The organism is Geopseudomonas aromaticivorans (genome assembly GCF_019097855.1).
GTDB lineage: Bacteria > Pseudomonadota > Gammaproteobacteria > Pseudomonadales > Pseudomonadaceae > Geopseudomonas > Geopseudomonas aromaticivorans.
Window position 1 is genome coordinate 65,696 of sequence record NZ_JAHRGL010000014.1, and the last position, 26,216, is coordinate 91,911.

Genomic DNA, 26,216 nt, shown 5'->3' on the forward strand with positions numbered 1-26,216 from the left:
AAGGTTGCTGGCGCTGCGCAAAAGGTCACAGTTGGCAGCGATCGTCAGGGTTAATGCACTGATTTCACCGGCTTGGACGGATTGGCACGCTTGCTGCACTCATCCTTTCAGCGCCGCAGCGGCGGCAAGCCGAATTCCTCGACGGACAGGGAATCCTTCATGAGCAAGCGTCAACTGAGCCTGAATGCCTTCCTGATGGCCACCGGTCATCACATCGCCGCCTGGCGCCATCCGGACGTGCCGGCCGGCGCCGAGGTGGACTTCAAGGAGTACCTGCGGGTGGCCAGGCTCGCCGAAGCCGCCAAGTTCGATGCGCTGTTCGTCGCCGACGGCGTGGCGGTCAACCTGGAGAGTGCCGGCAGCTACGAGGTCGCCGCGCGCACCGCGCGGGCCTCCTACCTGGAGCCCTTCACCCTGCTCTCGGCGCTGGCCGCGGTGACCGAGCGCATCGGCCTGATCGGCACGGTCAGCACCAGCTTCAACGAGCCGTTCAACCTGGCGCGCAAGTTCGCCTCGCTGGACTGGATCTCCGGGGGCCGCGTCGGCTGGAACCAGGTGACTTCCAACACCCTGGCCGAGGCGCGCAACTTCAACCGCGACGAGCATCTCGACCATGCCCTGCGCTACGAGCGCGCCGACGAGTTCCTCGACGTGGTCAAGGGCCTGTGGGACAGCTGGGAGGACGACGCCTTCGTCCGCGACCAGGCCAGCGGCCAGTTCTTCGACTCGGCCAAGCTGCATGAGCTGAACCACCGGGGCAAGCACTTCCAGGTCAAGGGCCCGCTCAATGTGGCGCGCTCGCCGCAGGGCTATCCGGTGCTGGTGCAGGCCGGCTCCTCCGAGGCCGGCAAGGAAATCGCCGCGCGCACCGCCGAGGCGATCTTCACCGCCCACCAGAGCCTGGAAAGCGCCCAGGCGTTCTATGCCGACGTCAAGGGCCGCCTGGCCAGGTACGGCCGCCGTCCCGAGGAACTGAAGGTTCTCCCCGGCATCCTGCCCATCGTCGGCCGCACGGCAGAGGAGGCGCAGGCCAAGTACCAGCAGCTGCAGGAGCTGGTCCACCCGCAGGTCGGCCTGTCGCTGCTGTCCGGGATGATCGGCGCCGACCTTTCCGGCTACGACCTCGACGGCCCGGTGCCGCAGGACCTGCCGGAAACCAACGGTGGCAAGAGCCGCCAGGCGCTGCTGCTCGACCTCGCCGCGCGCGAGCAGCTGAGCATCCGCGAGCTGTACCTGCGCATCGCCGGCGCCCGCGGCCACTGGACTGTGGTCGGTAGCGCCGAGCAGATCGCCGACCAGATCCAGCTGTGGTTCGAGAACGGCGCCGCCGACGGCTTCAACGTCATGCCGCCGTGGCTGCCGGGCGGCCTCGAGGACTTCATCGAGCTGGTGGTGCCGGAGCTGCGCCGGCGCGGGCTGTTCCGCGCGGAGTACGCCGGCACCACCCTGCGCGAGCACTTCGGCCTGGCCCGGCCGGAAAACCAGTACGCCCTGCAGCGCCAGCAGCGCGCCGCCAGCTGAAAGCCCACCTTCGCTTTGCCAACAAGATCGGCGGCATCACCGCCAGGGAGAACCGACATGAGCCTGAACATCCAACCCATCACCGGCCGCATCGGCGCCACCGTCAGCGGCGTGCGCGTGACCGACCTGTCCGACGCGCAGTTCGCCGAGCTGCAGCAGGCGCTGCTCAAGCACAAGGCGCTGTTCTTCCCGCAACAGCACCTTTCCGACGCCGAGCAGGAAGCCTTCGCCAGCCGCTTCGGCGACCTGGTGGTGCACCCGACCACGCCCTCGGAAGCCAACACCGCCGGCATCCTCGAGGTGGACTCCGAGCGCTCGCGCGCCAACTCCTGGCATACCGACATCAGCTTCGTGGTCGACTACCCGAAGATCACCTTCCTGCGCGGCGAGGTGATCCCCGAGTTCGGCGGCGACACCGTGTTCGCCAATACCGTCAGCGCCTACCAGCACCTGCCCGCGCCGCTCAAGCAGCTGGCCGACAGCCTGTGGGTGCGCCACACCAACGACTACGACTACGCGGCGCCCAAGCAGATCGAGGCGGTGGCCAACAAGCGCTTCCGCGAGCAATTCACCTCCACCGTCTACGAGAGCGAGCACCCGCTGGTGCGCGTGCATCCGGAAACCGGCGAGAAGGCGCTGCTGCTCGGCCACTTCGCCGACCGCATCGTCGGTCTCAACTCGCGCGACTCGCGGGCGCTGCTCGACCTGTTCCAGGCGCACATCGTCAGCCTGGAGAACATCGTGCGCTGGCGCTGGAGCCAGGGCGACCTGGCGGTGTGGGACAACCGCGCCACCCAGCACATCGCCGTCGACGACTACGGCAGCGCCCGGCGCATCGTGCGCCGCAGCACCGTGCACGGCGAGATCCCGGTGTCGGTCAGCGGCGAGAGCAGCCGCGCGATCAAGCCGAGCGCCGACACCCGCACCCCGCTGACCGAGGCGGACAAGCCGGCGCTGCAGAAGGCCGGCTGAGGCGCAACCTGGACAGCGGCGCAGGGAGGCGCCGAGGCAGGAAGCCAACCCGTGCCGGCCGGCGCGCAAGGGACGCGCCCCGGCCGCCCCCCTTCACCCGGATGGCCCGCCCGCGGCGGGCCGTCCTGTTTGCGAGGTACTCCATGAGCGTTCTCTACGTTGCCCCCGGCGCCTGCTCGCTGGCCGCCCACAGCCTGGTCCACGAGCTGCAGCTGCCGATTCAGGTCGAGGTGGTCGCCCTGCGCACCCCCGATTCGCCGATCCACCGCATCAACCCGCTGGGCCGCGTGCCGGCGCTGTCGCTCGACGACGGCACGCTGATCACCGAGAACAGCGCGATCCTGCCCTACCTGGCCGACCTCAACCCCGAGGCCGGGCTGTTCGCCCCGGCGGGCAGCGCCGAGCGGGGGCAGATCCAGAGCTGGATCGGCTACCTGACCTCGGAAGTGCATGTCGGCGGCTTCCGCCCGCTCAACCGTCCGGAGCGCTACTCGGCCGACGTTGCCGCCCATCCCGGCATCCGCGCCCAGGCCGCCGAGCAGCTGCACCAAGCGCTGGCGCATATCGACCGCCACCTCGAAGGCCGCCCGTGGCTGGTGGGCGAGCGCTACAGCATCGCCGACGCCTACCTCGGCGTGTTCGCCGGCTGGCTGCCGCGCCTGGGCGAGCGCTTCACCGACCTGCACAACCTGGCCCGCGCCCGCGAGGCGTTCCAGTCCCGCGCGGCGACGCAGCGAGCGCTGGCCGCCGAAGCGCTACGCTGAGTTCACCGTCCGCGCTCGACTCTCCCGGCTCCTGCCGCCCGCGTGCTGCAGGAGCCTTGGCTTATCGAGTACCCTGATTTTCTGTCCTTCTCTCCACCGGAGCCCCCGATGATCTACCGCCCCCTCGGCACCACCGACCTCCAGGTCAGCGCGCTGGCGCTCGGCACCATGACCTGGGGCGAACAGAACACTGAGGCCGAAGCCTTCGAGCAGATCCGCCGCGCCCAGGCCGCCGGGATCACCTTCATCGATACCGCCGAGATGTACCCGGTGCCGCCGAAGGCGGAGACCTCCGGCGCCACCGAGACCATCATCGGCAACTACTTCCGGCGCCATGGCGGGCGCAGCGACTGGATCCTCGCCAGCAAGGCGGCGGCGCCGGGCAACGGCATCAGCCACATCCGCGGCGGGCGCAACCACTTCGACCGCGCCAACCTGATCGCCGCGGTGGACGGCAGCCTCCAGCGCCTGCAGACCGACTACATCGACCTCTACCAGCTGCACTGGCCGGACCGGCAGACCAACTTCTTCGGCCAGCTCGGCTACCAGCACGACCCGGACGCGCACATCACGCCGATCGAGGAGACCCTGGAAGTGCTCGACGGCCTGGTGAAGAGCGGCAAGATCCGCCACATCGGCCTGTCCAACGAAACGCCGTGGGGCGTGCAGCGCTTCCTGCACCTGGCCGCGACCCGTGGCTGGCCGCGCGTGGCGTCGATCCAGAATCCCTACAACCTGCTCAACCGCAGCTTCGAGGTGGGCCTGGCGGAAATCGCCATCCGCGAGCAGGTCGGCCTGCTGGCCTACTCGCCGCTGGCCTTCGGCCTGCTGTCCGGCAAGTACGAGAACGGCGCGCAGCCGGCCAAGGCACGACTGACCCTGTTCGAGCGCTTCCAGCGCTACAACAACCCGCAGGCGCGCCGCGCCGCCAGCGCCTATGTCGCCCTGGCCCGCGAGCACGGCGTCGACCCGGCGCAGCTGGCGCTGGCCTACGTTACCCGCCAGCCGTTCGTGACCAGCAACATCCTCGGCGCCACCAGCCTCGCCCAGCTGGACAGCAACCTGGCCAGCCTCGAGCTGACCCTCAGCGACGAGCTGCTGGCCGGCATCGAGCGCATCCATACCGAGCAGCCCAACCCGGCGCCCTGAGCCCATCTCCGGAGCGGTTGGCGCCGCTCCGACCTTCTTCCTGTCGAGGCGACGTCATGTCCGAGCTCAACGATCCCCGGGTGTTCTTCGCCGCCGAGCGCACGCTGCTGGCGTGGAACCGCACCAGCCTGGCGCTGATGGCCTTCGGCTTCGTCATCGAGCGCTTCGGCCTGTTCATGCACCTGATCCTGCGCCCCGGCGATGCCCAGCTGCAGCGCGGCGTGTCGTTCTGGATCGGCCTGGGCTTCCTGCTGCTGGGCGCCGCGGTGGCGGTGAGTTCGTCCTGGCAGTACCGCAAGGTGGTCAGGACCCTCAAGCCGATCGAGATCCCCACGGGCTACAGCGTCAACGCCGGCCCGTTGATCAACCTGCTGGTCGCGGCGCTGGGGCTGGGTCTGCTGGGCATCCTGTTCGCTGGCGTCTGAAGGCGTGAGAGGCGCATGGCAGAGCGGGCGGCGGCCGCCGGAAGGTGGGTCGCCGGCAAATATGCATATAACCAAATGCGTTAAAAGAATATTTCAACCTGCTACATAATGCATATCTGAGCCGCGCCATACGGCCGGCGTCAAGGATGCAGTGAGTACCCGCAGGGATGGGCAAGACCGCCATCCGCGGCTGCGGTTCGCTCACCAACATTGGAGCAGGAGTGTAGGCAATGATGAAACGGACGCTGTTGGCGCTGGGCCTGGGCATCGGTCTGGGAGCCAGTCTGGCGCAGGCGCAGGAAGACGTGGTGCGGGTGTATGGCTGGCAGGGCCGGCTGGCTCCCGGGGTGATCGAGGACTTCCAGAAGCAGACCGGCATCCGCGTCGAGTCCGCGACCTACGCGTCGGGCGAGGACATGCTCGCCGGCGTCCGCTACGACGTGGTCTTTCCCACCCATTTCCAGCTGCCGGCACTGCTCGCCGAGAAGCGTCTGCAGCCGCTGGATCCGGCCCGGCTGCCCAACCTGGCGCAGGTCAACCCCGACCTGCTGGCGGTCCTGAGCAGTTTCGACGAGAACAACCGTTACGCGGTGCCTTATCTGTGGGGGACCGTCGGCCTGGCGCTGAACGCGCCCAAGGTGGTCGAGACCCTGGGCGCCGAGCCCGAGGACAGCTGGAGCCTGCTGTTCGATGCGAAGAACAGCGGGCGGCTGGCCAAGTGCGGCATCGGCCTGCTCGATGCGCGTCTGGAGGCGGTGTCGCTGCTGCTCAACTACAAGGGCGAGAGCCTGGCCCACAGCAGCAAGCGGGAGATCTACCAGGCCGGCGAGGATCTGTCCGCCCTGCGCGACCAGGCGGCCAGCTTCGGCAACGCGTCCTACGTCGAGGCGCTGGCCGACGGCCGGCTGTGCATGGCCCTGGCGTGGAGCGGGCATGTGCTGAAGGCCAGTGCGGCGGGCGCACCGCTGCGCTTTGTCACCCCGAAGGAGGGCGCGCTGATCTTCATCGACACCATGGCGATCCCGCGCCAGGCCGAGCACGTCGAGGCGGCACATCGCTTCATCGACTACCTCGCCAGTGCCGCGGCCAATACCCGCACCGCCCGCGAGACGCGCTTCTATCCGGTCTCGCGTCCCGATGCGCCGGCCATGACCCAGCTGGCCAGCGAGCATCCGGAGCTGGTGGTCTCCAGCGAGCAGCGGCGCAAGTTCTACTATCTCGAGGCGCTGGATCCGGCCAGAAAGAACCTGGTGGACGCCTCCTGGTCGCTGCTGCAGCGCTGAACCGCGGGGGCCGGCGGGCGGTGCCGCTGGCCGGCCCGCCGCCGGCGCCGGGACTGCGGCCTGACGCCTGGCGGCGCGCTAGACGGCGGGCGCCAGCGGCAGATTGAGGTGCTGCGGCGCGATGCTGTCGCTGCACACCAGCAGGGCGAAGTGGATGACGCTTTCCAGCTCGCGGGTATTGCCGGGCCAGGCATAGGCTTCGAGCACGCGCTGCGCCTGGGCGTCGAGCACCGGCGGCGCCAGGCCGAGACGCTGGGCGTACATGCCGAGGAAGTAGCCGGCCATCGGCAGGATGTCGCCCGGCCGCTCGCGCAGCGGCGGCAGCAACAGGTGGCCATCGTCCAGGTAGCGCAGCAGGCGGGCGTCGAACTTGCCGACCGCCGCGGCGCGGGTCAGGTCGAAGCTGGTGGCGGCGACCAGGCGCACATCCACCGGGCTCGCCTCGCGGGCGCCGACGCGCAGCACCTCGCGGGTTTCCAGCGCGCGCAGCAGCTTGCCCTGCAGGGTCAGCGGCAGGTCGCCGATTTCGTCCAGGTACAGGGTGCCGCCGTGGGCCGAGCCAAACCAGCCGGCGCGGCTGCTGGCCGAGCCGTTGTAGACGCCCGGCGCGTGGCCGAACAGCTCGGCCTCGGCATGCTGCGGGCTGAGGCTGGCGCAGTTGAGGGCGACGAACAGCCCGGCGCGGCCGCTGGAGCGGTGGATGTGGCGGGCCAGCAGCTCCTTGCCGGTGCCGGTCTCGCCGTGGATCAGCACCGGCGGATGGGCGGGGGCGAGGCGTTCGACTTCCTCGTACAGCTGGCGCGAACGCGGGTCGACGAACATTAGCGCCTTGGCGCGGATGCTCAGCGGGCTGCGCTCGGCGTCGGCGAAGGTCAGCACGGGCTGGACGAGGGGATTGTGCGGACTCATGGCAGGCTCCGCGCCGGAGCCTGGCTCCGGTCGCTCAGAGGAATTCGGCGTCCGCCGCCGGGCGGTGCGGGGACAGGTGCTCAGGCCAGGCGGCGGGCATGTTGTTCGATCAGGTTCTGCAGGCGGTACAGGTAGGCGAAGCCCTGCTCCCAGCGACAGTGCCCGGACTTGACGTTGATGTGCCCGGCGCCGGCCAGCAGCACCGGTTCGGCGCCCCACTGGCGGGCCAGCTCGAGCGCCCGCGCCGGCGTGGCGGCGGGGTCGTTGTCCGAGCCGACCAGCAGGCTGGGGAAGGGCAGCAGTTGCGTCGGCATCGGCGCGAAGTTCTGCAGCTCCGCCGGGCAGCCGGGGCGCTCGACATCCGCCGGCGCCACCAGCAGCGCGCCCTTGACCTTGGCCAGCAGCGCCGGCGCGGCCTGGGCGGCCCAGTGGGCGAGGGTCACGCAGCCCAGGCTGTGCGCCACCAGGATCAGCCGGCCGGGGGCGGCGACGATATGCCGCTCCAAGGTGGCCACCCAGTCCGCGCGCTGCGGCGTCTGCCAGTCGCGCTGCTCGGCCCGGCTGGCGTCCGGCAGGCTGCGCTGCCAGTGGCTCTGCCAGTGCTCGGCGGGCGAGCCCTGCCAGCCCGGCAGGATCAGGTAGTGGATGGCGTGGCTGCGCATGCGCGGACCCTCGGCAGGTGACGTATGGCGCACAGTGTAGGAGGCGAATTCTGATCTGTTAAGGAATAAGAAATTATTTATTTATAACTTGTATGGCTTTGCATCTGTGATGTGCATCACATCCGGAGTGTCTACCTCCCCGCAAACCCTGCGGCATTGCACAATGCCGGTTTGCTCTCGCGAGGACGCAACCCGCGACAGGGAGTTAGGCATGGCGGCGAATTGGGGGCTGCGCAGCAAGTCGGTACTGGCCTTGCTGCTGGCATGCGTGTTGGCACTGATCCCGGCGGTACTGCTGGGCTGGCGGGCGATGGAAGACATTCGCCAGCACTTCGGCGAGGCCTATGCGCGCAACTTCGCCCTGTTGCACCGCGAGCGCATCCTCGCCCCGGTGGCGCGCGAGCTGGCGCTGGCGCGGCGTTTCGCCGATGCGCAGCTGACCCGCCAGTGGCTGCTGGCCGAGGCGGATGGCGGCCGCCGCACGGCGTTCTTCGCCGAAGCCGAGGGCTACCAGCGCGACTTTCGCGACCACTCCTGGTTCGTCATCCCCGGCAACGGCCACTACTACTTCAACGACGCCAGTCAGCCGACCAGCCAGCAGCCGCGTTACGTGCTCAACCCCGCCGATCCCCAGGACGCCTGGTTCTTCGCCAGCATCCGCGGCGCCGCCGACTACAACCTCAACGTCAATATCGACCACAAGCTCAAGGTCACCAAGGTGTGGTTCAACGTGCTGGTGCGCGACGGCGCGCAGGTGCTCGGCCTGGCCGGCACCGGCATGGACCTGAGCACCTTCATCGACCGCTTCATCGTCAGCCGCGAGCCGGGAGTGACGCCGATGATCCTGGCCGCCGACGGCGCCATCCAGGCCCATCCGGACCCGGCGCGCATCGCCTACAACTCGGGGGTCGCCGGCAGCGCCGCCGCCGCGCAGGTGTTCGACCTGCTGCCGCAGCCCGCCGAGCGTGAGGCGTTGCGTGCCGCCATGCGTCGCGCCGAGGCCGAGCCGGACGGCGTGCAGATCCTGCGGGTCAGCCTGGACGGCCAGCCGCGCCTGCTGGCGCTCAGCTACATTGCCCCGCTGCGCTGGCACCTGCTCACCGCCGTCGACCTGCACGCCGCGCAGGTGCTCGACAACCGCTGGCTGTGGCCGCTGCTGGGCACCCTGGTGATGCTGCTGGCCGCCCTGCTGCTGGGCTTTGCCTACGCGGTGGAGCGCCTGCTGCTGCAGCCGTTGCGCAGCCTCAAGCGCTCGGCCAAGGCGATTGCCGCCGGCCGCTACGACACCGACCTGCCGCCGGCGCGCGGCGACGAGATCGGCGAACTGTCGGCGGCCTTCGCCAGCATGGCCGCGCAGGTCCACCAGCACACCGCCGAGCTGGAGGGCAAGGTGCGCGAGCGCACCCATGCGCTGGAGCAGGCCAACCGCGAGATGGCGGCGGCGCACAAGCAGATCGACGACTCCATCGACTACGCCAGCCTGATCCAGCGCGCCATCCTGCCCGCCCGCCAGCTGGCCGCCGCGCTGGGCGAGCAGCATTTCGTGCTGTGGAAGCCGCGCGATGTGGTGGGCGGCGACTTCTACGTCTACCGCGACCACGCGGACGGCTGTCTGCTCGGCGTGGTCGACTGCGCCGGTCACGGCGTGCCCGGCGCGCTGATGACCATGCTGGCGCAGGCGGCCATCGACCATGCCATCGGCGTGGCCGGTGCCGACGATCCGGCGGCGATCCTGCAGGAAACCGACCGCACCGTGCGCGGCATGCTCGGCGAGGAGCCGCTGTCGCAGGCGCTGGCGACCAACATGGATGCCGGCCTGGTGTGGGTCGACCGTCGCGCGCGCCGGCTGCGCTTCGCCGGCGCGCGGATCGCCCTGTTCGCCAGCGACGGCGAGGAGGTGCGCGAGTTCAAGGGCAGCCGTCGCGCCCTGGCGGACAAGCGCCAGGGCGAATATGCCAATCTCGACATCGAGCTGCCGGCCGGCTGGACCTTCTATTTGTGCACCGACGGTTTTCTCGACCAGGCCGGCGGCGAGCATGGCTTCGGTTTCGGCAACCGGCGCTTCGGCGAACTGCTGCGCCGCCACGCGCGGCGCCCGCTGGCCGAGCAGGCCGAGTTGTTCGTCGCCAGCCTGGCGGCGTACCGTGGCGAGCGGCCGCAGCGCGATGACATCACCGTGCTGTCCTTCCGTTTCGACTAGCTGCAGAACCCACAAGGAGTGCCCATGGATACCAACGATCTGCTGGCCATGCGCGAGCAGTACAACCGCCAGCGCGTCATGCTCTGCTTCAACGGGCCGATCTCGCGCAGCCTGATCGAGGAAATCGGCAACGCGCTGCGCAACTACCTGGCGGCCGAGCAGGCGCAGCCGTCGGCGGCGATGGACGTGTTCGCCGTGTACATCGAGATGACCCAGAACATCCGCCACTACGCCACGCGCATGCACTACAGCGAGCAGGATGCGGCAGCCACCGTGGCGATTTCCCGCGACGCCGCCGGTCGCTACGTGGTGGCGGCCGGCAACCTGGTCGAGCGCGCGGACGGCCAGCGCCTGGTCGAGTTGGTCGAGGGCCTGGCGCCACTGGACAAGGCCCAGCTCAAGGCCGCCTACAAGGAGCAGCTGCGCAAGCCGCGCAACGGGGAATGCGCCAGCGGCGCCGGCCTCGGCCTGCTCGACATCGCCCGCAAGTCGAGCTCGCCGCTGCTCGCCTCGCTCAAGGAACAAGCGGACGGGCGCGCCTTCTTCAGCCTGCGCGCCGTCATCTGACCCTCTTCGCACGAGTACTGCCATGACTGAACTGAACATCTCCGGCACCCAGTCCACTCCGGCCATCCAGGGCGACTGGAGCGCCGGCCTGCTGGCCATGCAGGGTGACTCCTATCCGGAAAACTCCTTCGAGCTGTTCGGCCAGGTGATCGACTGGGTCGAGCGCTTTCTGGGCGAGGAGGCCCGCCCGCTGACCCTGGAGCTGCGCCTGCTGTACCTCAACACCAGCTCGATCAAGGCGCTGATGGACATCTTCGACCTGCTCGAGGAGGCCCATCGCGCGGGCCGGCCGGTCGGCGTCAACTGGCACTACGACAGCCGCAACGAGCGGGTCGCCGAACTGGCCGAGGAGTTCCGCGAGGACTGCAGCTTCCCCTTCGCGATCCTTCCCTACAGCGAGTGACCGGGCGATGAGCAGCGAGAGCGAACTGGACGAGCTGGTGGAAACCCTGCTGAGCGATCCCGGCCACTACGGCCATCCGCTGCGCGAGGCGCTGGCCCGCCTGCAGCAGCAGAACCTCGACCAGCTGTCGCGGCTCGAGCGCATCGCGCGGATTTCCGACGGCTACCAGTCGCTGGCGCGCGAACAGAATCTCTCGCTGTCCGAGCGCTACCACCGCCAGTTGCGCCAGCTGGAGAAGGTCGCGCGCATCTCCGACCGCTACCAGGACATGCTGCGCGACCTCAACCAGGCGCTCAAGGATGCCGCGCAGCGCGACGTGCTCACCGGCCTGGCCAACCGTCGCCTGCTGATGGAGCGCCTGCGCGAGGAGGAGCTGCGCAGCCAGCGCAGCGGGAGTGCCTTCGTGCTGACGATGATCGATATCGACCACTTCAAGCAGGTCAACGACACCTGGGGCCACGAGGTCGGCGACCGCGCCCTCAGCGCGATCGCCCGGATGCTGCAGGGCGCCGTGCGCGGCTGCGACCTGTGTGGCCGCTGGGGCGGCGAGGAGTTCCTGCTGCTGCTGCCGGATACCACGCTGGCCGAGTCGGTGCCGCTGATCGAGCGGCTGCGCGGCGCGCTGCGCGAGCTGCGGGTGCCGGTCGACAGCGGCGAACTGTCGCTCACCGCCAGCTTCGGCGTGGCCGAATGCCTGGCGGGGGAGGGCTACTCGCAGACCCTCAATCGCGCCGATGCGGCGCTGCTCGCGGCCAAGCGCAATGGCCGCGATCGCTGCGTGCTGGCGACAGGGTCGAGCCTGAATATATCTGAATAGTATATAAAAATTCTTAAACAGTATTTTTAAGAATATTCAGGCTCTGCCTAAGATGCGTCCACGCCAACCCTTCCAGCCGGTGGCGAACCGATCAAGGAGCATCAGCATGAGCGCAACCGTTCGCAGTATCGAAGGCCAGGACGAGGCCAGCCTCCTGCGCGAGATCAACAACGCCCTGCGTGGCCTGCGGTTTGGTGCGGTGGAAATCACCGTGCACAATGGTCAGGTGGTGCAGATCGAGCGCAAGGAAAAATTCCGTCTGCAGTCACCAGCCACGCGCCAGGCCTGACGCCGACCAGCCCGACTGGATCACCAGAGGGCGTGAACATGACCCCGAGCCATAACCAGATGAGCACGAGTATCGCCATGAGCACGCACCTCTACCGCCGCTGTTGCTGGCGAATGTGTCGCTGAAGTCCAGCCAAGACCTTCACCACCCTGAATTGATTGGCGTGCCGCAGAGGCGCGCACCAAGGAGCAACAGCATGTCCATTCGTCGTTTCGCCCTGGCCGCTCTCGCCGGCCTGTCCCTCAGCGCGGCCGTGCAGGCACAGACCACTCTGCTCAACGTGTCCTATGACCCGACCCGCGAGCTGTACAAGGAATACAACGCCGCCTTCAACAAGCACTGGCAGGCCCAGGGCCACGAGGCCGTGGTCGTGCAGCAGTCCCATGGCGGCTCGGGCAAGCAGGCCCGTGCGGTGATCGACGGCCTCAAGGCCGACGTGGTGACCCTGGCCCTGGCCGGCGACATCGACGAACTCAGCAAGCTCGGCAAGCTGATCCCGGAGGACTGGCAAAGCCGCCTGCCGCAGGCCAGCACCCCCTACACCTCGACCATCGTGTTCCTGGTGCGCAAGGGCAACCCCAAGCAGATCAAGGACTGGGACGACTTGGTCAAGCCGGGCGTGGAAGTGATCACCCCCAACCCGAAGACCTCCGGTGGTGCGCGCTGGAACTTCCTCGCCGCCTGGGCCTATGCCCAGCAGAAGTACGGTAGCGAGGCCAAGGCTCAGGAATTCACCGAGCAGCTGTACAAGAACGTCCCGGTGCTGGACACCGGCGCCCGCGGCTCGACCATCACCTTCGTCAAGAACAACATCGGCGACGTGCTGCTGGCCTGGGAAAACGAGGCGTTCCTCGCCCTGCAGGAAGAGGGCGGCGAGAACTTCGAGATCGTCGCGCCGTCGCTGTCGATCCTCGCCGAGCCGCCGGTGGCGGTAGTCGACAAGAACGTCGACAAGAAAGGCACCCGCGAAGTGGCCACCGCCTACCTGAACTACCTGTACAGCGCGGAAGGCCAGCGCATCGCGGCGAAGAACTTCTACCGTCCGCGTGACGCCAAGGTTGCCGCCGAGTTCGCCAAGCAGTTCCCCAGTCTCAAGCTGGCCACCATCGACAAGGATTTCGGTGGCTGGAAGGTCGCTCAGCCGAAGTTCTTCAACGACGGTGGCGTGTTCGACCAGATCTACAAGGCCCAGTGACCATCGGCGGCCTGACCGGTCCCGCCGGATGGCGGGGCTAGACTCGGCTGTATCCCGCGCTGCAGAGCCTTTCCGGGCACTGCAGCGTTTTGCTGCATAATCCACCGGTTCGCCGCGCGGCGAATCCCGTCATGTGATCCAGAGGAGCCTATGTCCCGCCGCATTTCCCCCGTCATACCCGGCTTCGGGCTGACGCTGGGCTACACCCTGGTGTACCTCAGCCTGTTGGTGCTGATTCCTCTGGGTGCCATGTTCGTCCACGCCGCCCAGCTCAGCTGGGGCGAGTTCTGGGCCATCGTTTCCGCGCCGCGGGTGCTGGCTGCGCTCAAGCTGAGCTTCGGCACCGCCCTGGTCGCCGCGGTGATCAACGGCATCATCGGTACCCTGCTGGCCTGGGTGCTGGTGCGCTACACCTTCCCCGGGCGCAAGATCATCGACGCGATGATCGACCTGCCGTTCGCCCTGCCCACCGCGGTGGCCGGCATCGCGCTGACCGCGCTGTACACGCCCAACGGCCTGATCGGCCAGCTGGCCGGCGAGCTGGGCTTCAAGATCGCCTTCACCCCGCTGGGCATCAGCCTGGCGCTGACCTTCGTCACCCTGCCGTTCGTGGTGCGCACGGTGCAGCCGGTGCTGGCCGACATCCCGCGCGAGGTCGAGGAGGCCGCCGCCTGCCTGGGCGCCAAGCCGCTGCAGGTGTTCCGCCACGTGCTGCTGCCGGCGCTGCTGCCGGCCTGGCTGACCGGCTTCGCCCTGGCCTTCGCCCGCGGCGTCGGCGAGTACGGCTCGGTGATCTTCATCGCCGGCAACATGCCGATGAAGACCGAGATCCTGCCGCTGCTGATCATGGTCAAGCTCGACCAGTACGACTACACCGGCGCCACCAGCATCGGCGTGCTGATGCTGGTGGTGTCCTTCGTCCTGCTGCTGCTGATCAACCTGCTGCAGCGCCGCATCGAAACCCCGTGAGGAGGAAGCCGTCATGTCATCCGTAACCGCTGCCTCCGCCAGTGCCCATGCCAACGCCGCGCGCCGCGGCCATGCGCTGGGGCGCAACCTGCTGATCGTCAGCGCCTGGCTGGTGTTCGCCCTGTTCCTCCTGCTGCCGCTCTACGTGGTGCTCAGCGAGGCGCTGAAGATGGGCCTGGGCACCTTCTTCGCGGCGATCGTCGAGCCGGACGCCATCGCTGCGCTGAAGCTGACCCTGATCGCCGTGGCCATCTCGGTGCCGCTCAACCTGCTGTTCGGCGTCGCCGCCGCCTGGTGCGTGAGCAAGTACGAGTTCCGCGGCAAGAGTCTGTTGGTCACCCTGATCGACCTGCCGTTCTCGGTGTCGCCGGTGATCGCCGGTCTGATCTACGTGCTGCTGTTCGGCGCCCAGGGCTTCTTCGGCGAGTGGCTGAGCGAGCGCGACGTGCAGATCGTCTTCGCCGTGCCCGGCATCGTGCTGGCCACCCTGTTCGTCACCGTGCCCTTCGTCGCCCGTGAGCTGATCCCGCTGATGCAGGAGCAGGGCACCCAGGAAGAGGAGGCCGCGCGCCTGCTCGGCGCCAACGGCTGGCAGATGTTCTGGCACGTCACTGTGCCGAACATCAAGTGGGGCCTGATCTACGGCGTGGTGCTGTGCACCGCGCGGGCGATGGGCGAGTTCGGCGCCGTTTCCGTCGTCTCGGGCCACATCCGCGGCGTCACCAACACCCTGCCGCTGCACGTGGAGATCCTCTACAACGAGTACAACCACGTCGCCGCCTTCAGCGTCGCCAGCCTGCTGCTGGCCCTGGCGCTGTTCATCCTTCTGCTCAAGCAGTGGAGCGAGGCCCGCCTGGCGCGCCTCAAGTCGAACGCTGCCGAGGAATAAGCCATGAGTATCGAGATCCGCAACGTCAGCAAGCGCTTCGGCGCCTTCCAGGCTCTCAACGACATCAACCTGGATATCCACAGCGGCGAGCTGGTGGCGCTGCTCGGTCCGTCCGGCTGCGGCAAGACCACCCTGCTGCGCATCATCGCCGGTCTGGAGACCCCGGACGCCGGCAGCATCGCCTTCCACGGCGAGGACGTTTCCGGCCACGACGTGCGCGACCGCAACGTCGGCTTCGTGTTCCAGCACTACGCGCTGTTCCGCCACATGACGGTGTTCGACAACGTCGCCTTCGGCCTGCGCATGAAGCCGAAGAAGGAACGCCCCGGCGAGGCGCAGATCGCCGCCAAGGTCCACGAGCTGCTCGACATGGTGCAGCTCGACTGGCTGGCCGACCGCTATCCGGAGCAGCTGTCCGGCGGCCAGCGCCAGCGCATCGCCCTGGCCCGCGCGCTGGCGGTGGAGCCGAAGATCCTCCTCCTCGACGAGCCGTTCGGCGCCCTCGACGCCAAGGTGCGCAAGGAGCTGCGCCGCTGGCTGGCGCGCCTGCACGAGGAGATCAACCTGACCTCGGTATTCGTCACCCACGATCAGGAAGAGGCGATGGAAGTCGCCGACCGCATCGTGGTGATGAACAAGGGGGTGGTCGAGCAGATCGGCCAGCCCGGCGAGGTCTACCAGCGCCCGGCCAGCGAATTCGTCTACCACTTCCTCGGCGACTCCAACCGCCTGCACGTCGGCGAGGATCGCCACGTGCAATTCCGCCCCCACGAGGTGGTGCTGGCGCGCGAGGCGGCGGCCGACCTGGAGGCGGCCGAGGTGCGCGACATCCGCCCGCTCGGCGCGATCACCCGGGTCACCCTGCGCGTCGACAGCCAGAGCGAGCTGATCGAGGCCGAGGTGACCCAGGACCATCCGGCGCTGGTCGGCCTGGCCCGCGGTCAGGTGCTGTACTTCAAGCCGCAGCTGAGCCGCTCGCAGGTCGGCGCGTAAACCGAGCAGTGCGCGTCCCCGCACCCGGCGGGGACGCCGCTCAGGCCAGCTCGGCGAAGCACTCGCCGAGAATCGCCAGGCCGCGCTCGAGCAGGGCGTCCTCCACGGTCAGCGGCACCAGCATGCGCAGCACGTTGCCGTAGGGGCCGCAGGACAGCAGGATCAGGCCCTTGTCGCGGGCGCGGGCGACCAGCCGGTTGGTCAGCTCGGCATCCGGCTGGTGCGGGTCGCCGCCCACACCCAGCTCGATGGCGACCATCGCGCCCAGGCCGCGCACGTCGACGATGCTCGGGTGCTTGGCCTGCAGCGCGCGCAGCCCGGCGCTCAGCCGCGCGCCGATGACCTGGCTGCGCTCCAGCAGTCGTTCTTCCTCGAACACCTCCAGCACCGCCAGCGCCGCGGCGCAGGCCAGCGGGTTACCGGCGTAGGTGCCGCCGAGGCCACCGGGGGCGATGACGTCCATGATCTCGGCCTTGCCGCACACCCCGGCGATCGGGAAGCCGCCGCCGACCGACTTGGCGAAGGTGGTCAGGTCGGCCAGCACGCCCATCTGCTCCATGGCGAAGAAGCTGCCGGTGCGCCCGGCGCCGGTCTGCACCTCGTCGGCCACCAGCAGGATGCCGTGCTGGTCGCACAGCGCGCGCAGGCGCTGCATGAATTCCACCGGTGCCGGGTAGAAGCCGCCTTCGCCCTGCACCGGCTCGATGACGATGGCGGCGATGTCGCGCGGCTCGGCGTCGTTCTTGAACACCCGCTCGATGCTGGCGATGGCGTCGTCGACGCTCACCCCGTGCAGCGCGCAGGGGTACTGGGCGCGGTACACGCCGCCCGGCATCAGGCCCATGCCGGCGGCGTAGGGCACCTTCTTGCCGGTCATCGCCAGGGTCATCAGGGTGCGGCCGTGGTAGGCGCCGGTGAACACGATCACCCCGGCGCGGCCGGTGGCGGCGCGGGCGATCTTCACCGCGTTCTCCACCGCCTCCGAGCCGGTGGTGACCAGCAGGGTCTTCTTGGCGAAGTCGCCCGGCACGCGCTTGGCGATCTGCTCGCACAGGGCGATGTACGGCTCGTAGGCCAGCACCTGGAAGCAGGTGTGGGTCAGCTTGCCGAGCTGCGCCTGCACCGCGGCGATCACCTTGGGATGCAGGTGGCCGGTGTTGAGCACGGCGATGCCGCCGGCGAAGTCGAGGTACTCGCGGCCCTCGACGTCGACCACCGTGGCGTTGTGCGCGTGGTCGGCGACGATCGGGTGGACCTGGCTGACGCCACGGGCCACGGCGGCCTGGCGGCGTTGCAGCAGGGATGCGTTGGTTCTGTCCATGATCTTCCTCGCATGGCCGCGATGCGGCCGCAGCAGTGGTTCAGATGCCGCCCAGGCACAGGTACTTGATCTCCAGGTACTCGTCGAGGCCGTACTTGGAGCCCTCGCGGCCGAGGCCGGAGGCCTTCATGCCGCCGAACGGCGCCACCTCGGTGGAGATCAGTCCGGTGTTGATGCCGACCATGCCGTACTCCAGCGCCTCGGCGACGCGGAACACCCGGCCCAGGTCGCGGGCGTAGAAGTAGGCGGCCAGGCCGAATTCGGTGGCGTTGGCCTGGCGGATCACGTCGGCCTCGTCGCTGAAGCGCAGCAGCGGCGCCAGCGGGCCGAAGGTTTCCTCCCTGGCCAGCAGCGCGCTCGGCGGCACGTCGACCAGCACGGTCGGCGCGAAGAAGTTGCCGCCCAGCGCCTGGCCGCCGGCGAGCACCCGGGCGCCCTGGCTCAGCGCTTCGTCGAGGTGGCGCTGCACCTTGGCCACCGCGCGGGCATCGATCAGCGGGCCGGTGGTTACCCCGGCCTCGCTGCCGTTGCCCACCTTGAGCGTGGCCACCGCGGCGGCGAGCTTCGCGGCGAAGGCGTCGTAGACCGACTCCTGCACGTAGATGCGGTTGGCGCACACGCAGGTCTGCCCGGCGTTGCGGTACTTGGAGATCATCGCCCCCTCGACCGCGGCATCCAGGTCGGCGTCGGCGAAGACGATGAAGGGCGCGTTGCCGCCCAGCTCCAGCGACAGCTTCTTCACGGTCGGCGCGCACTGCGCCATCAGCTGGATGCCGACGGCGGTCGAGCCGGTGAACGACAGCTTGCGCACGATCGGGTTCTCGCACAGCTCGGCGCCGACCTCGTGGCTGGCGGCGATGTCGGCCGGCAGCACGCTGAACAGCCCGGCGGGAATCCCGGCGCGCTCGGCCAGCGCGGCCAGGGCCAGGGCGGAGAACGGCGTCTGCGGCGCCGGCTTGAGCACCATGGCGCAGCCGGCGGCCAGCGCCGGGCCGGCCTTGCGGGTGATCATCGCGCTGGGGAAGTTCCACGGCGTGATCGCCGCGGTGACGCCGACTGGCTCCTTCTGCACCAGGATGCGCTTGTCGGCGGCGTGCGCCGGGATCACGTCGCCGTAGGCGCGCTTGGCTTCCTCGGCGAACCACTCGATGAACGAGGCGGCATAGGCGATCTCGCCGCGCGCCTCGGCCAGCGGCTTGCCCTGCTCGGCGGTCATGATCTGCGCCAGGTCGTCCTGGTTGGCCATGATCAGCTCGTACCACTTGCGCAGCTTGGTCGCGCGCTCCTTGGCGGTCAGCGCGCGCCAGGCCGGTTGCGCCGCCTGCGCCGCGGCGATGGCGCGGTGGGTCTCCGTGCGGCCCATGTTCGGCACGCTGCCCAGTTTTTCGCCGCTGGCCGGGTTGCAGATGTCGGTGCGCGCGCCGTGGTCGGCCTCGCACCACTGGCCGTTCACAAAGGCCTGCTGGCGGAACAGGTCGGGGTCCTTCAGTTCCATTGCGCTCTCCGCAGAGAAATGTTCGAAATGTCAAACAATCCTAGGCCGGGCGGGCGTGGCGGGCAATGGCTGTGCGGAAAAAGCCACACAGGGCAGCGCGGGCGGGTGGCCGCGTTCGACATCGCGAACACCCCTCGGCGCCGTGGACGACTCCCGTCAACATGCGTATCATGGCGCCCGCTGCACCAGTAGCTCAGCTGGATAGAGTACTGCCCTCCGAAGGCAGGGGTCGTGGGTTCGAATCCCGCCTGGTGCGCCATCTCCCTTCGCTTCAGCGCCTTTTTCCTGAAGGCGTTCGCTGATCCGCTCCTCGGCTCAGCGCCCTCCCGAAATGTTCTCCAGTTCAATCGACGCGCCGCCCTGCCGATCCCGATGGCCGCTGCCGTCAGCGGCGTTGTCCAGTGGCGTTGCGGGGTGTCTCGGTGCCCCGGCTGTTACAGGGGTCGGCCCGATGTTGACCCCTGCGCGAGGATCCTTCCCACGCCGCGCGCAGGAAGGATCGCCCGCTGGCCTAGGCCGCCTGATCGCTCCCATCCAGGGTCGCGTAGCGCCCCTTGAAGAACAGCAGGGGGTCGCACTGGCGCTCCGCCAGGCTCAGCTTCAGCACGCGGCCGACGATGATCATGTGGTCGCCACCCTCGTAGCGATGCTCGGTCGCGCACTCGAAGTGCGCCAGGCAGCCGTGGAGCAGCGGCACGTCGCCAACTCCCCTGGCGGTATCGAGCCCGGCGAACTTGTCGGTGGAGGCTCGCGCGAAGCGGTCGGACAGGGCGGCCTGATCGGCCCCCAGCACATGCACGGCGAAGTGCTCGGCCTGGGCGAAGCTGGCGTAGCTGTAGGCGCTTTTGGCGATGCTCCACAGCACCAGCGGCGGGGTCAGCGACACCGAGTTGAAGCTGCTCGCGGTCACGCCGATCGGTTGCTGGCGATCATCCTGGGTGGTCACGATGGTGATGCCGGTCGCGAAGTTGCTCAGTGCCTGCCTTAACTCTTTAGCTTCGATCATGTTCATACCACCCCCTAGAACGCGATGCCGTAATTCAGGGACAGCCAGTGCTGCCCCATGTAGACGTTGGTCAGGCCGTCCGGGCCCGGGCCGTCACCCTTGACCTTCTCCTTGAACGAGCGGGCGTAGGCCAGGGACAGTTCATGGCCGTTATCGAGGCGATAGGTCGCCCCCGCCGTCGCATGCCGGCGGTTGGCGGACGGCGCCAGCAGGCCGAGGTAGGTGTCCTGGCTGTCGATGAGTTTGCTGCCGTGGTTGTAGCCGGCACGCAGGGTCAGTTCCGGCAGCACGTCGTAGGCCGCACCCACCCGCCATACCGTCTGGTTCTGCCAGCCGAAGCCCGGGCCGTTGGAGCTGCCGGGCGCGCCGGTGGCGGAACCGACCCCCGGGTTGGCGAGGGATTTGATGTCGCCCCACATGATGCGTTGCACATCCAGGCCCAGCGTCAGCCGGTCCTTCCGATAGGCCAGGCCCAGGGCATAGTTTTCCGGCACATCCATGTCGCCGTGTTCGGCCAGCAGGTTCTCGAAGTGGTCCATCTTCGACATGTAGCCACGGCTGGTATAGCTGGCGCCGACGCTGAATTCGTCGTTGAGCCTGGCCATCCAGCCCAGGCGCAGGCCCGTGCCGTAGGCCACGTCGCGTCCCTCGGGCAGGCCGATGCTGGCGGTGCCGTCGATATCCAGCGCCTGGCGGATCAGCAGCAGCCCCACGCCGACGCTGTGTACCTCGTTCAGTTGGCGCGAGTAGCTCAGGGTCCCGACCATCTGCTGGAATTCCGAGCCGGGGCTCTGCAGGCCACCGATATTGTCCGTGCTGGCGTAGCCGGTACCCACGCCATTGCCGACCAGGCTGAAGCCGATGCTGCTGCGCTCGTCGAGCATCTTGTTCAGGCCGAGCTGCGGGATCACGTACAGATCGCGGTCGTGGGAAGCCTCGTAGTCGGTGCCGGCGAACTCGGCGCCCTGGTCGACCTTGAGGAACGCCACGCCGAGGTCGAGGCGATCCCCTACCTGCACCATGCCCGCCGGGTTGGATGCGCCCACCAGGGCGTCCTGCGGCAAGGCCGTCACCACGCCGCCCATGCCTTCGGATTTCACCCCGTAGCCGTGGGGCATGGTGCCCTGGGTCGCCTGGGCGATGCTGCAGGGAAGTGCACACAGGGCAACGGCGCTGGCCGCGATGCGCAGGCCGTGCCGTTTATGTTTTTTTATGGTCATGGTTCCCCCTCAGGCGGCCTTGCTGTCGAAGGAGGCGATGAAGCGCTCGGCTTCCGCGCTGTCGTAGTACCAGGGGGTGAGCATCTTCGGATCGTTGAAGGCGTTGGAGAAGTGCGCGGCCAGCTGTGGCAGGCGGCCACAGGCGCTGAGCACCTTGAGCACCGGCTCGGTGGGCGGCAGCAGATGGGTGTTGGTGAACTTGGCCACCCATTGGGCGTAGTCCCAGTAGCGCGCGAAGGTGGCGTTTTTCCACGCGTCGTCGAAGGCCTGCTCGCCCTGGTCGAGGATGCACTGCATGTAGACGTTGGCGCACTTGCTGGCGTTGTTGGAGCCCTGGCCAGTGATGGGGTCGTTGAGGACCAGCACATCGGCCATGCCGAGCACGGTACGTCCGGAGGGCAGGTAGCCGACCGGCTTGCGCACGGTCGGCGTGATGCGCCCCACCAGCGTGCACTGGTCGTCGGTCAGGCGCAGGTTCTGGCAGCGCTCGGCTTCCCAGGGGAAGTACTCCTCGATCATCTGCACGGCCAGCGCCAGATGCTCCTCCTGGCTCTGCACCTCGTGCCAGCGATCCATCGGCCCATTCGGAATGCACTCGAGGTTGATGATGTCGCAGGGGCCGGACAGGGTCATGCCCGGGAAGTTGACGAGTTCGCCGATGCCCGGGTTGATGCTGATGTTGAGGGCGGAGAAGTCCTCGCGCGGCTTCATCCCGTGCACGTAGGTCAGGGAAATGGTGCGCAGCGGGGCGTCGAACGGGCTCAGCTCGTGGTCGCGCTCGAACAGCTTGCCGATCTCGCCCTTGCCGGTGGAGACGATCACCAGGTCGCTGCTCTGCGCATAGCGCTCCAGCTCGGCGATACCGGCATCCTCGATCACCAGTTCGCCGCCCCGACGCTGGAACTCGGCCATCCACACCGGCATCTTGATGCGCTGGTCCACCGACTGCCCCGGTGCGCTCATCAGACCGCGCCAGTCGATCAGCAGCTGATCGCCGCTACCGGCGCGCATGTGCACGCCGTCGGTGGGCGGACATTCCTGGTCCCAGAAGGCGATCCCGAGTTCACGCTCGAAGGCCAGCGCCATGTCGTACATGGACTGGCTGGACATGACCCGGCCCGCGCCGATCTGTTCGGCGCTGCGGTTGGAAACGATGCGGACGGCATAGCCCTGGCCAAGCAGGCCGATGCCGAGTTGCAGGCCGGCCTGGCCGGCTCCGATGATGGTGATCTTGCGCATGCTTCGTTGCTCCGTGGACGGCTATCGGTGGAGCCCCCTGCGGGGGGCCGATGCCAATGTGGAGCAACGGGGAGGACGGCAACTATGCGCGCAATGCAGGGAGTATGCGCAAAGTGCAGTTATTTGCCGGGTGGCTGTTCAGGCTGCACCTATCGTCATCTTGGCCCGACTTGACGACGCTCAGTGTCGTTTGAGGATGGTCTCGCGGGGCGCTTCAGCGAACCGGTTGCGGTATTCGGTGGCGAAGCGGCCCAGCTGGAAGAAGCCCCAGTGGGTGGCGATTGCGGTGACGCTGCGCGGCTTGTGCGGGTCGAGCAGGTCCTGGCGTACCCGCGCCATGCGGATATCGCGCAGGTAGCGCATGGGACTCATGCCGAGAAAGCTCTGGAACCCGCTGTACAGCGAGCGCGCGCTGACGCCGGTCAGGGTCGCCAGCGTCTCCGCCGTGATGGGCTGCTCCGGATGGGCCTGCAGGTACTCTGCGGCCAGCTTGACGTAGCGCGGCAGCACCTTGTGCTGCTGCTCATGCCCTTCGCCCGGCAGATTGTTCGGTTGCCATTGCAGCAGCGTGGTCATCAGCGTCTGTTCGAACTGGGTACGAATCAGCGGTACCTCGAACAGCTGCGGGGCTCGCTGCAGCTCGTCGAATACACAGCGAGCCATGCTGCTCCAGGCGCGGCCCGCGGCACCCGACAGGTCCATGCCCACCTTGAAGCCGAGCGGCTGGCGGGGGCGGCGCCCGAGCAGGCTGGCCGCCTGCCGTTCCAGGGCCTCGCGCTCGATACGCACGACGATCTTCCGGCAGTCGCTGCTCCAGTTCATGGCCAGAGGGTCTTCGGGCGAATGCACCGTGGCGTATCCCGCATGGCTGAGCAGGTAGTCGCTGCCGGCCCGCTGCTGATCCGAGCCTGCCAGGGGGATCTGCACCAAAAAGAAGCGCTCCAGACTCCCCGGCTCGATGTTCACCGCGGCACCGTAGCTCATCTGGCTGAAGCTCAGGTGTTCGGTTTTCCAGTGCTGATGGCGATAGGACAGGTGTTCGTGCCCCGACTGCTGCTGCAGGCGGTGGTCGCAGAAGATGCCTGCCACCAGCTGCCGGGTCTCATCCAGATCGCCGGATTGGTGGCAGCTGAAGTCCAGGGCGAGACTATCGATAGCGTTGTTCACGGCGTTTGTGTGCTTCAGCCAAGCGGAGAGAGAACCTGTTCGCGCTGACGAGCGATCAGGAGTCACTGGCAGCAAAGCAAGCGTTGTGCCAAGGGTGGCCGAGGCTGGCTTGTGCGGCGATTTCTGCGCATTTGTGCGCCTTATGGCGCAACTTCGCGGCTGATCGAGGAATTTGTGGCGGGATGGTCGGGCATGATGGATTCCCTCTGTCAAGGACTGACATCCAGGAGGAGCACGCGGGCGTGCTCAGGCCTTTTGTTGTTGTTTTTGCGGCTTGGTGACGGCTCAACCTAGCGGCGCCGCCGGCGCAGGGCAATCCCGTGAGCGCAGCCGCTATCCGAAAAGTGCAGGAGCCTGCTGGCGCCGCCGGCCCGATCCTCGGCCGAGCGGCCATCCGCCACCTCCGCCTGTCGGCCTATCCCGGCATGGCCAATGCGCGCGCTCCGGTTTTTTGCGCAGGCAGGATTTTGCGCTGACGGGATAGCACCGTGACTCAGCGGAGCGCCGTCCCCGGGTACCGTCCCTAAGATTGCCGGCATGTCAGCGCCAACCAGCGCTCAGCCGGGGCGGCCGCCGAGTCGGTGTCCTGCCAGGCGAAGCGTTCGGGGCACTGACCCGCGAGCCGGCTCTGTCCGGTGCCGCCAATGGCAGCCTGCCGTTATCAGCCTGGGGGAGTCGCCCGTGAAAGACGCGATGCATCACGTTGTCCTGACGTTTGCCGGCGCCGAGTGTGGTCGGGGCCGCCGCGCCAGCGAAAGCTGCGCTGGCCATTGCCGTGCGGGCGCGCAGGGGGAGTTGTCGTGAGCGCCTATCTGCACTGTCTGTCGCATACGCCCTTGATGGGGCATTTCGATCCCGAGCCGGCCGTGCTGGCCGAGATCGATGACGTCGTCGCCGCGGCCCGTCAGCGGATCGCCGACTTTGCGCCGGAACTGGTCATCCTGTTCTCGCCGGACCATTTCAACGGCTTCTTTTATGACCTGATGCCGTCGTTCTGCATCGGCATGGCCGCCCATGCCATCGGCGACTTCGGCACCGCCGCCGGTGCGCTCGACGTGCCGCGCGAGCTGGCCGAGGCGTGCGCCAATGCGGTGCTGGCCGCGGGGGTGGATGCCGCCGTGTCCTACCGCATGCAGGTCGACCACGGTTTCGCGCAGCCGCTGGAGCAACTGCTCGGCGGTCTGGATCGCTGTCCGGTGATTCCCGTCTTCATCAACTCGGTGGCGGTGCCGCTGCCGGGCTTCCAGCGCGCCCGCCTGCTCGGCGAGGCCATCGGCCGCTTTGCCCGGACGCTGGACAAGCGAGTCCTGTTCCTCGGCTCAGGGGGGCTGTCGCATCAGCCGCCGGTACCGGAGCTGGCCAAGGTCGACGCCCGCATGGCCGACCGCCTGCTGGGCAGTGGCCGCAACCTGCCGGCCGACGAACGCGAAGCCCGCCAGCAGCGGGTGATCCTCGCGGCCCAGCGTTTCAGCAGTGACCCGAATTCGCTGCATCCGCTCAACCCCGAGTGGGACCAGCAGTTTCTCGACATGCTCAGCGAGGGCCGCCTCGCCGAACTGGATGCGCTGGGCAATGAGGAGTTGTCCGCGCTGGCCGGCAGGTCCACCCACGAGGTGAAGACCTGGATGGCCGCCTTCGCCGCGCTGTCCGCTTTCGGTCCCTATCAGGCCAGCGAGCGCTATTACCGGCCGATCCCCGAATGGATCGCCGGCTTTGGCTCGCTCAGCGCCCGGCCGGCGAGCTAAGGCGGTACGAGCAGTTTCCCACTGCGCGCAGCGGCCATGCCTCGGCCTGGCCGCTGCGCGCCACACTCCGGATTGAGGCAAGCACGCGATGACGGCAACCACCCAGGCACCGACCGAGGCATCCACCAGCAAATTCGTCCGCATCCATGAGGGCGACCTCGACCTGCAGCTGCACTACAACGACTGCGGCGCGGGTGCGGAAACCGTGGTCATGCTGCATGGCTCCGGACCCGGCGCCAGCGGCTGGGCCAACTTCAACCGCAACATCGAACCGCTGGTGGCGGCCGGCTACCGGGTGATCCTCATGGACTGCCCGGGCTGGAGCAAGAGCGATCCCATCGTCTGCAACGGCTCGCGCTCCGACCTCAACGCTACCGCCCTCAAGGGCCTGCTCGACGCCCTCGACCTCGACCGCGTGCACCTGATCGGCAACTCGATGGGTGGCCACAGCGCGGTCGCCTTCGCCCTGGCCAACCCCGCGCGGGTCGGCAAGCTGGTGCTGATGGGCGGCGGCACCGGCGGCGCCAGTCCGTTCACGCCGATGCCCACCGAAGGCATCAAGCTGCTGCAGGGCCTGTACCGCGAGCCGAGCATCGACAACCTGAAGAAGATGATGGAGGTCTTCGTCTTCGACAGCAGCGAGCTGACCGAGGAGCTGTTCCAGGCGCGCCTCGACAACATGCTGGGCCGTCGCGACCACCTGGACAACTTCGTCAAGAGCCTGGCGGCCAACCCCAAGCAGTTCCCCGACTTCAGCCCGCGCCTGGGCGAGATCAGCGCGCCGACCCTGATCGTCTGGGGCAGCAACGACCGCTTCGTGCCGCTGGACAGCGGCCTGCGCCTGCTCGCCGGCCTGCCCAACGCCGAACTGCACGTGTTCAACCGCTGCGGCCACTGGGCGCAGTGGGAACACGCCGACAAGTTCAACCGCCTGGTGCTGGATTTCCTCAGCCACTGAACGAGTCGCTGCCGATGGCCGCCGCGGCCTTGCCGGGGCGCCGCCGGCAGCGCGCCAT

Annotated in this window: 25 protein-coding genes and 1 tRNA gene; 18 read left to right on the forward strand and 8 right to left on the reverse strand. The window is 68.2% G+C overall.

Annotated elements, in window-relative coordinates:
* Positions 1-159: 159 nt before the first annotated feature.
* From KRX52_RS05995 to KRX52_RS06020, 6 genes are all read left to right on the forward strand, one after another.
* Positions 160-1,521 carry an LLM class flavin-dependent oxidoreductase gene (locus tag KRX52_RS05995; protein ID WP_217680413.1) on the forward strand — a complete coding sequence of 454 codons (1,362 nt, stop codon included), beginning with the start codon at positions 160-162 and terminating at the stop codon, positions 1,519-1,521.
* 57 nt (positions 1,522-1,578) lie between these two features.
* Positions 1,579-2,493 (forward strand): TauD/TfdA dioxygenase family protein, encoded by a 915-nt coding sequence (locus KRX52_RS06000; RefSeq protein WP_217680414.1) that lies wholly within the window; start codon positions 1,579-1,581, stop codon positions 2,491-2,493.
* 143 nt (positions 2,494-2,636) lie between these two features.
* Positions 2,637-3,257, forward strand: coding sequence for a glutathione S-transferase C-terminal domain-containing protein (locus KRX52_RS06005; RefSeq protein WP_217680415.1), 621 nt, complete (start codon positions 2,637-2,639; stop codon positions 3,255-3,257).
* A gap of 108 nt (positions 3,258-3,365) precedes the next feature.
* The gene (locus KRX52_RS06010; protein WP_217680416.1) at positions 3,366-4,406 is read left to right on the forward strand and encodes an NADP(H)-dependent aldo-keto reductase; all 1,041 of its coding nucleotides are present in this window, start codon (positions 3,366-3,368) and stop codon (positions 4,404-4,406) included.
* 56 nt (positions 4,407-4,462) lie between these two features.
* Entirely contained in the window at positions 4,463-4,831 is a 369-nt protein-coding gene (locus tag KRX52_RS06015; RefSeq protein ID WP_217680417.1) for a YidH family protein, read from the forward strand.
* A gap of 230 nt (positions 4,832-5,061) precedes the next feature.
* Complete coding sequence (locus KRX52_RS06020) at positions 5,062-6,114, forward strand: extracellular solute-binding protein (protein ID WP_217680418.1); 1,053 nt, start codon at positions 5,062-5,064, stop codon at positions 6,112-6,114.
* 78 nt (positions 6,115-6,192) lie between these two features.
* Here KRX52_RS06020 and KRX52_RS06025 read toward each other — a convergent pair whose 3' ends face one another.
* Both KRX52_RS06025 and KRX52_RS06030 read right to left on the reverse strand, forming a co-directional pair.
* Complete coding sequence (locus tag KRX52_RS06025) at positions 6,193-7,023, reverse strand: sigma 54-interacting transcriptional regulator (protein ID WP_217680419.1); 831 nt, start codon at positions 7,021-7,023, stop codon at positions 6,193-6,195.
* Positions 7,024-7,103: 80 nt separating this feature from the next.
* On the reverse strand, positions 7,104-7,685 hold the full coding sequence (locus KRX52_RS06030) for an alpha/beta hydrolase (protein ID WP_217680420.1): 582 nt from the start codon (positions 7,683-7,685) through the stop codon (positions 7,104-7,106).
* Between the two features lie 211 nt (positions 7,686-7,896).
* Between KRX52_RS06030 and siaA the strand changes: the two genes are divergently transcribed.
* The 9 genes from siaA (at position 7,897) to KRX52_RS06075 (ending at position 16,007) form a co-directional block, all read left to right on the forward strand.
* The gene (gene siaA / locus KRX52_RS06035; protein ID WP_217680421.1) at positions 7,897-9,885 is read left to right on the forward strand and encodes a biofilm regulation protein phosphatase SiaA; all 1,989 of its coding nucleotides are present in this window, start codon (positions 7,897-7,899) and stop codon (positions 9,883-9,885) included.
* Positions 9,886-9,909: 24 nt separating this feature from the next.
* Positions 9,910-10,452: a biofilm regulation protein kinase SiaB gene (gene siaB, locus KRX52_RS06040; protein ID WP_217680422.1), complete on the forward strand. Its 543-nt coding sequence runs from the start codon at positions 9,910-9,912 to the stop codon at positions 10,450-10,452.
* A gap of 22 nt (positions 10,453-10,474) precedes the next feature.
* The gene (gene siaC, locus KRX52_RS06045; protein ID WP_217680423.1) at positions 10,475-10,855 is read left to right on the forward strand and encodes a biofilm regulation phosphoprotein SiaC; all 381 of its coding nucleotides are present in this window, start codon (positions 10,475-10,477) and stop codon (positions 10,853-10,855) included.
* A gap of 7 nt (positions 10,856-10,862) precedes the next feature.
* Complete coding sequence (gene siaD, locus KRX52_RS06050) at positions 10,863-11,672, forward strand: biofilm regulation diguanylate cyclase SiaD (RefSeq protein ID WP_217680424.1); 810 nt, start codon at positions 10,863-10,865, stop codon at positions 11,670-11,672.
* 106 nt (positions 11,673-11,778) lie between these two features.
* The gene (oscA, locus tag KRX52_RS06055) at positions 11,779-11,961 is read left to right on the forward strand and encodes a sulfur starvation response protein OscA (protein ID WP_217680425.1); all 183 of its coding nucleotides are present in this window, start codon (positions 11,779-11,781) and stop codon (positions 11,959-11,961) included.
* Positions 11,962-12,157: 196 nt separating this feature from the next.
* The gene (locus tag KRX52_RS06060; protein WP_217680427.1) at positions 12,158-13,156 is read left to right on the forward strand and encodes a sulfate ABC transporter substrate-binding protein; all 999 of its coding nucleotides are present in this window, start codon (positions 12,158-12,160) and stop codon (positions 13,154-13,156) included.
* Between the two features lie 150 nt (positions 13,157-13,306).
* Positions 13,307-14,125, forward strand: a complete 819-nt coding sequence (gene cysT, locus KRX52_RS06065) for a sulfate ABC transporter permease subunit CysT (RefSeq protein ID WP_217680429.1) — start codon at positions 13,307-13,309, stop codon at positions 14,123-14,125.
* 13 nt (positions 14,126-14,138) lie between these two features.
* Positions 14,139-15,014, forward strand: coding sequence for a sulfate ABC transporter permease subunit CysW (cysW, locus tag KRX52_RS06070; RefSeq protein WP_217680431.1), 876 nt, complete (start codon positions 14,139-14,141; stop codon positions 15,012-15,014).
* Between the two features lie 3 nt (positions 15,015-15,017).
* Positions 15,018-16,007 (forward strand): sulfate/molybdate ABC transporter ATP-binding protein, encoded by a 990-nt coding sequence (locus KRX52_RS06075; protein WP_217680433.1) that lies wholly within the window; start codon positions 15,018-15,020, stop codon positions 16,005-16,007.
* Positions 16,008-16,047: 40 nt separating this feature from the next.
* Here KRX52_RS06075 and gabT read toward each other — a convergent pair whose 3' ends face one another.
* Both gabT and gabD read right to left on the reverse strand, forming a co-directional pair.
* Positions 16,048-17,328 (reverse strand): 4-aminobutyrate--2-oxoglutarate transaminase, encoded by a 1,281-nt coding sequence (gabT, locus tag KRX52_RS06080; protein ID WP_217680435.1) that lies wholly within the window; start codon positions 17,326-17,328, stop codon positions 16,048-16,050.
* 40 nt (positions 17,329-17,368) lie between these two features.
* Positions 17,369-18,823: an NADP-dependent succinate-semialdehyde dehydrogenase gene (gene gabD, locus KRX52_RS06085; RefSeq protein WP_217680437.1), complete on the reverse strand. Its 1,455-nt coding sequence runs from the start codon at positions 18,821-18,823 to the stop codon at positions 17,369-17,371.
* A 182-nt stretch (positions 18,824-19,005) separates the two neighbouring features.
* Between gabD and KRX52_RS06090 the strand changes: the two genes are divergently transcribed.
* Positions 19,006-19,082, forward strand: a tRNA-Arg gene (locus KRX52_RS06090).
* A 252-nt stretch (positions 19,083-19,334) separates the two neighbouring features.
* Here KRX52_RS06090 and KRX52_RS06095 read toward each other — a convergent pair.
* From KRX52_RS06095 to KRX52_RS06110, 4 genes are all read right to left on the reverse strand, one after another.
* The gene (locus KRX52_RS06095) at positions 19,335-19,829 is read right to left on the reverse strand and encodes a flavin reductase family protein (RefSeq protein WP_217680439.1); all 495 of its coding nucleotides are present in this window, start codon (positions 19,827-19,829) and stop codon (positions 19,335-19,337) included.
* A 14-nt stretch (positions 19,830-19,843) separates the two neighbouring features.
* A complete protein-coding gene (locus tag KRX52_RS06100) occupies positions 19,844-21,049 on the reverse strand; it encodes an OmpP1/FadL family transporter (RefSeq protein ID WP_217680454.1) in 1,206 nt (401 codons plus the stop codon).
* A 9-nt stretch (positions 21,050-21,058) separates the two neighbouring features.
* Positions 21,059-22,288 carry a styrene monooxygenase/indole monooxygenase family protein gene (locus KRX52_RS06105; RefSeq protein ID WP_217680456.1) on the reverse strand — a complete coding sequence of 410 codons (1,230 nt, stop codon included), beginning with the start codon at positions 22,286-22,288 and terminating at the stop codon, positions 21,059-21,061.
* Between the two features lie 180 nt (positions 22,289-22,468).
* A complete protein-coding gene (locus tag KRX52_RS06110; protein ID WP_217680458.1) occupies positions 22,469-23,455 on the reverse strand; it encodes an AraC family transcriptional regulator in 987 nt (328 codons plus the stop codon).
* Between the two features lie 800 nt (positions 23,456-24,255).
* Here KRX52_RS06110 and mhpB point away from each other — a divergent pair.
* Together mhpB and KRX52_RS06120 are read left to right on the forward strand one after the other, a co-directional pair.
* Entirely contained in the window at positions 24,256-25,200 is a 945-nt protein-coding gene (gene mhpB / locus KRX52_RS06115; protein WP_217680460.1) for a 3-carboxyethylcatechol 2,3-dioxygenase, read from the forward strand.
* An 88-nt stretch (positions 25,201-25,288) separates the two neighbouring features.
* A complete protein-coding gene (locus KRX52_RS06120) occupies positions 25,289-26,158 on the forward strand; it encodes an alpha/beta fold hydrolase (RefSeq protein WP_217680462.1) in 870 nt (289 codons plus the stop codon).
* Positions 26,159-26,216: the final 58 nt, after the last annotated feature.

What these genes read in the sequence shown, in the direction of transcription:
- KRX52_RS06105 (WP_217680456.1), bottom strand. Translation starts at nt 22,288, where the DNA reads ATGCGCAAGATCACCATCATCGGAGCCGGCCAGGCCGGCCTGCAACTC.
- KRX52_RS06010 (WP_217680416.1), top strand. Translation starts at nt 3,366, where the DNA reads ATGATCTACCGCCCCCTCGGCACCACCGACCTCCAGGTCAGCGCGCTG.
- KRX52_RS06060 (WP_217680427.1), top strand. Translation starts at nt 12,158, where the DNA reads ATGTCCATTCGTCGTTTCGCCCTGGCCGCTCTCGCCGGCCTGTCCCTC.
- cysW (WP_217680431.1), top strand. Translation starts at nt 14,139, where the DNA reads ATGTCATCCGTAACCGCTGCCTCCGCCAGTGCCCATGCCAACGCCGCG.
- gabD (WP_217680437.1), bottom strand. Translation starts at nt 18,823, where the DNA reads ATGGAACTGAAGGACCCCGACCTGTTCCGCCAGCAGGCCTTTGTGAAC.
- KRX52_RS06030 (WP_217680420.1), bottom strand. Translation starts at nt 7,685, where the DNA reads ATGCGCAGCCACGCCATCCACTACCTGATCCTGCCGGGCTGGCAGGGC.
- KRX52_RS06005 (WP_217680415.1), top strand. Translation starts at nt 2,637, where the DNA reads ATGAGCGTTCTCTACGTTGCCCCCGGCGCCTGCTCGCTGGCCGCCCAC.
- gabT (WP_217680435.1), bottom strand. Translation starts at nt 17,328, where the DNA reads ATGGACAGAACCAACGCATCCCTGCTGCAACGCCGCCAGGCCGCCGTG.
- KRX52_RS06015 (WP_217680417.1), top strand. Translation starts at nt 4,463, where the DNA reads ATGTCCGAGCTCAACGATCCCCGGGTGTTCTTCGCCGCCGAGCGCACG.
- oscA (WP_217680425.1), top strand. Translation starts at nt 11,779, where the DNA reads ATGAGCGCAACCGTTCGCAGTATCGAAGGCCAGGACGAGGCCAGCCTC.
- cysT (WP_217680429.1), top strand. Translation starts at nt 13,307, where the DNA reads ATGTCCCGCCGCATTTCCCCCGTCATACCCGGCTTCGGGCTGACGCTG.
- KRX52_RS05995 (WP_217680413.1), top strand. Translation starts at nt 160, where the DNA reads ATGAGCAAGCGTCAACTGAGCCTGAATGCCTTCCTGATGGCCACCGGT.
- siaB (WP_217680422.1), top strand. Translation starts at nt 9,910, where the DNA reads ATGGATACCAACGATCTGCTGGCCATGCGCGAGCAGTACAACCGCCAG.
- KRX52_RS06020 (WP_217680418.1), top strand. Translation starts at nt 5,062, where the DNA reads ATGATGAAACGGACGCTGTTGGCGCTGGGCCTGGGCATCGGTCTGGGA.
- KRX52_RS06025 (WP_217680419.1), bottom strand. Translation starts at nt 7,023, where the DNA reads ATGAGTCCGCACAATCCCCTCGTCCAGCCCGTGCTGACCTTCGCCGAC.
- siaC (WP_217680423.1), top strand. Translation starts at nt 10,475, where the DNA reads ATGACTGAACTGAACATCTCCGGCACCCAGTCCACTCCGGCCATCCAG.
- KRX52_RS06095 (WP_217680439.1), bottom strand. Translation starts at nt 19,829, where the DNA reads ATGATCGAAGCTAAAGAGTTAAGGCAGGCACTGAGCAACTTCGCGACC.
- KRX52_RS06120 (WP_217680462.1), top strand. Translation starts at nt 25,289, where the DNA reads ATGACGGCAACCACCCAGGCACCGACCGAGGCATCCACCAGCAAATTC.
- siaA (WP_217680421.1), top strand. Translation starts at nt 7,897, where the DNA reads ATGGCGGCGAATTGGGGGCTGCGCAGCAAGTCGGTACTGGCCTTGCTG.
- KRX52_RS06100 (WP_217680454.1), bottom strand. Translation starts at nt 21,049, where the DNA reads ATGACCATAAAAAAACATAAACGGCACGGCCTGCGCATCGCGGCCAGC.
- KRX52_RS06000 (WP_217680414.1), top strand. Translation starts at nt 1,579, where the DNA reads ATGAGCCTGAACATCCAACCCATCACCGGCCGCATCGGCGCCACCGTC.
- KRX52_RS06075 (WP_217680433.1), top strand. Translation starts at nt 15,018, where the DNA reads ATGAGTATCGAGATCCGCAACGTCAGCAAGCGCTTCGGCGCCTTCCAG.
- siaD (WP_217680424.1), top strand. Translation starts at nt 10,863, where the DNA reads ATGAGCAGCGAGAGCGAACTGGACGAGCTGGTGGAAACCCTGCTGAGC.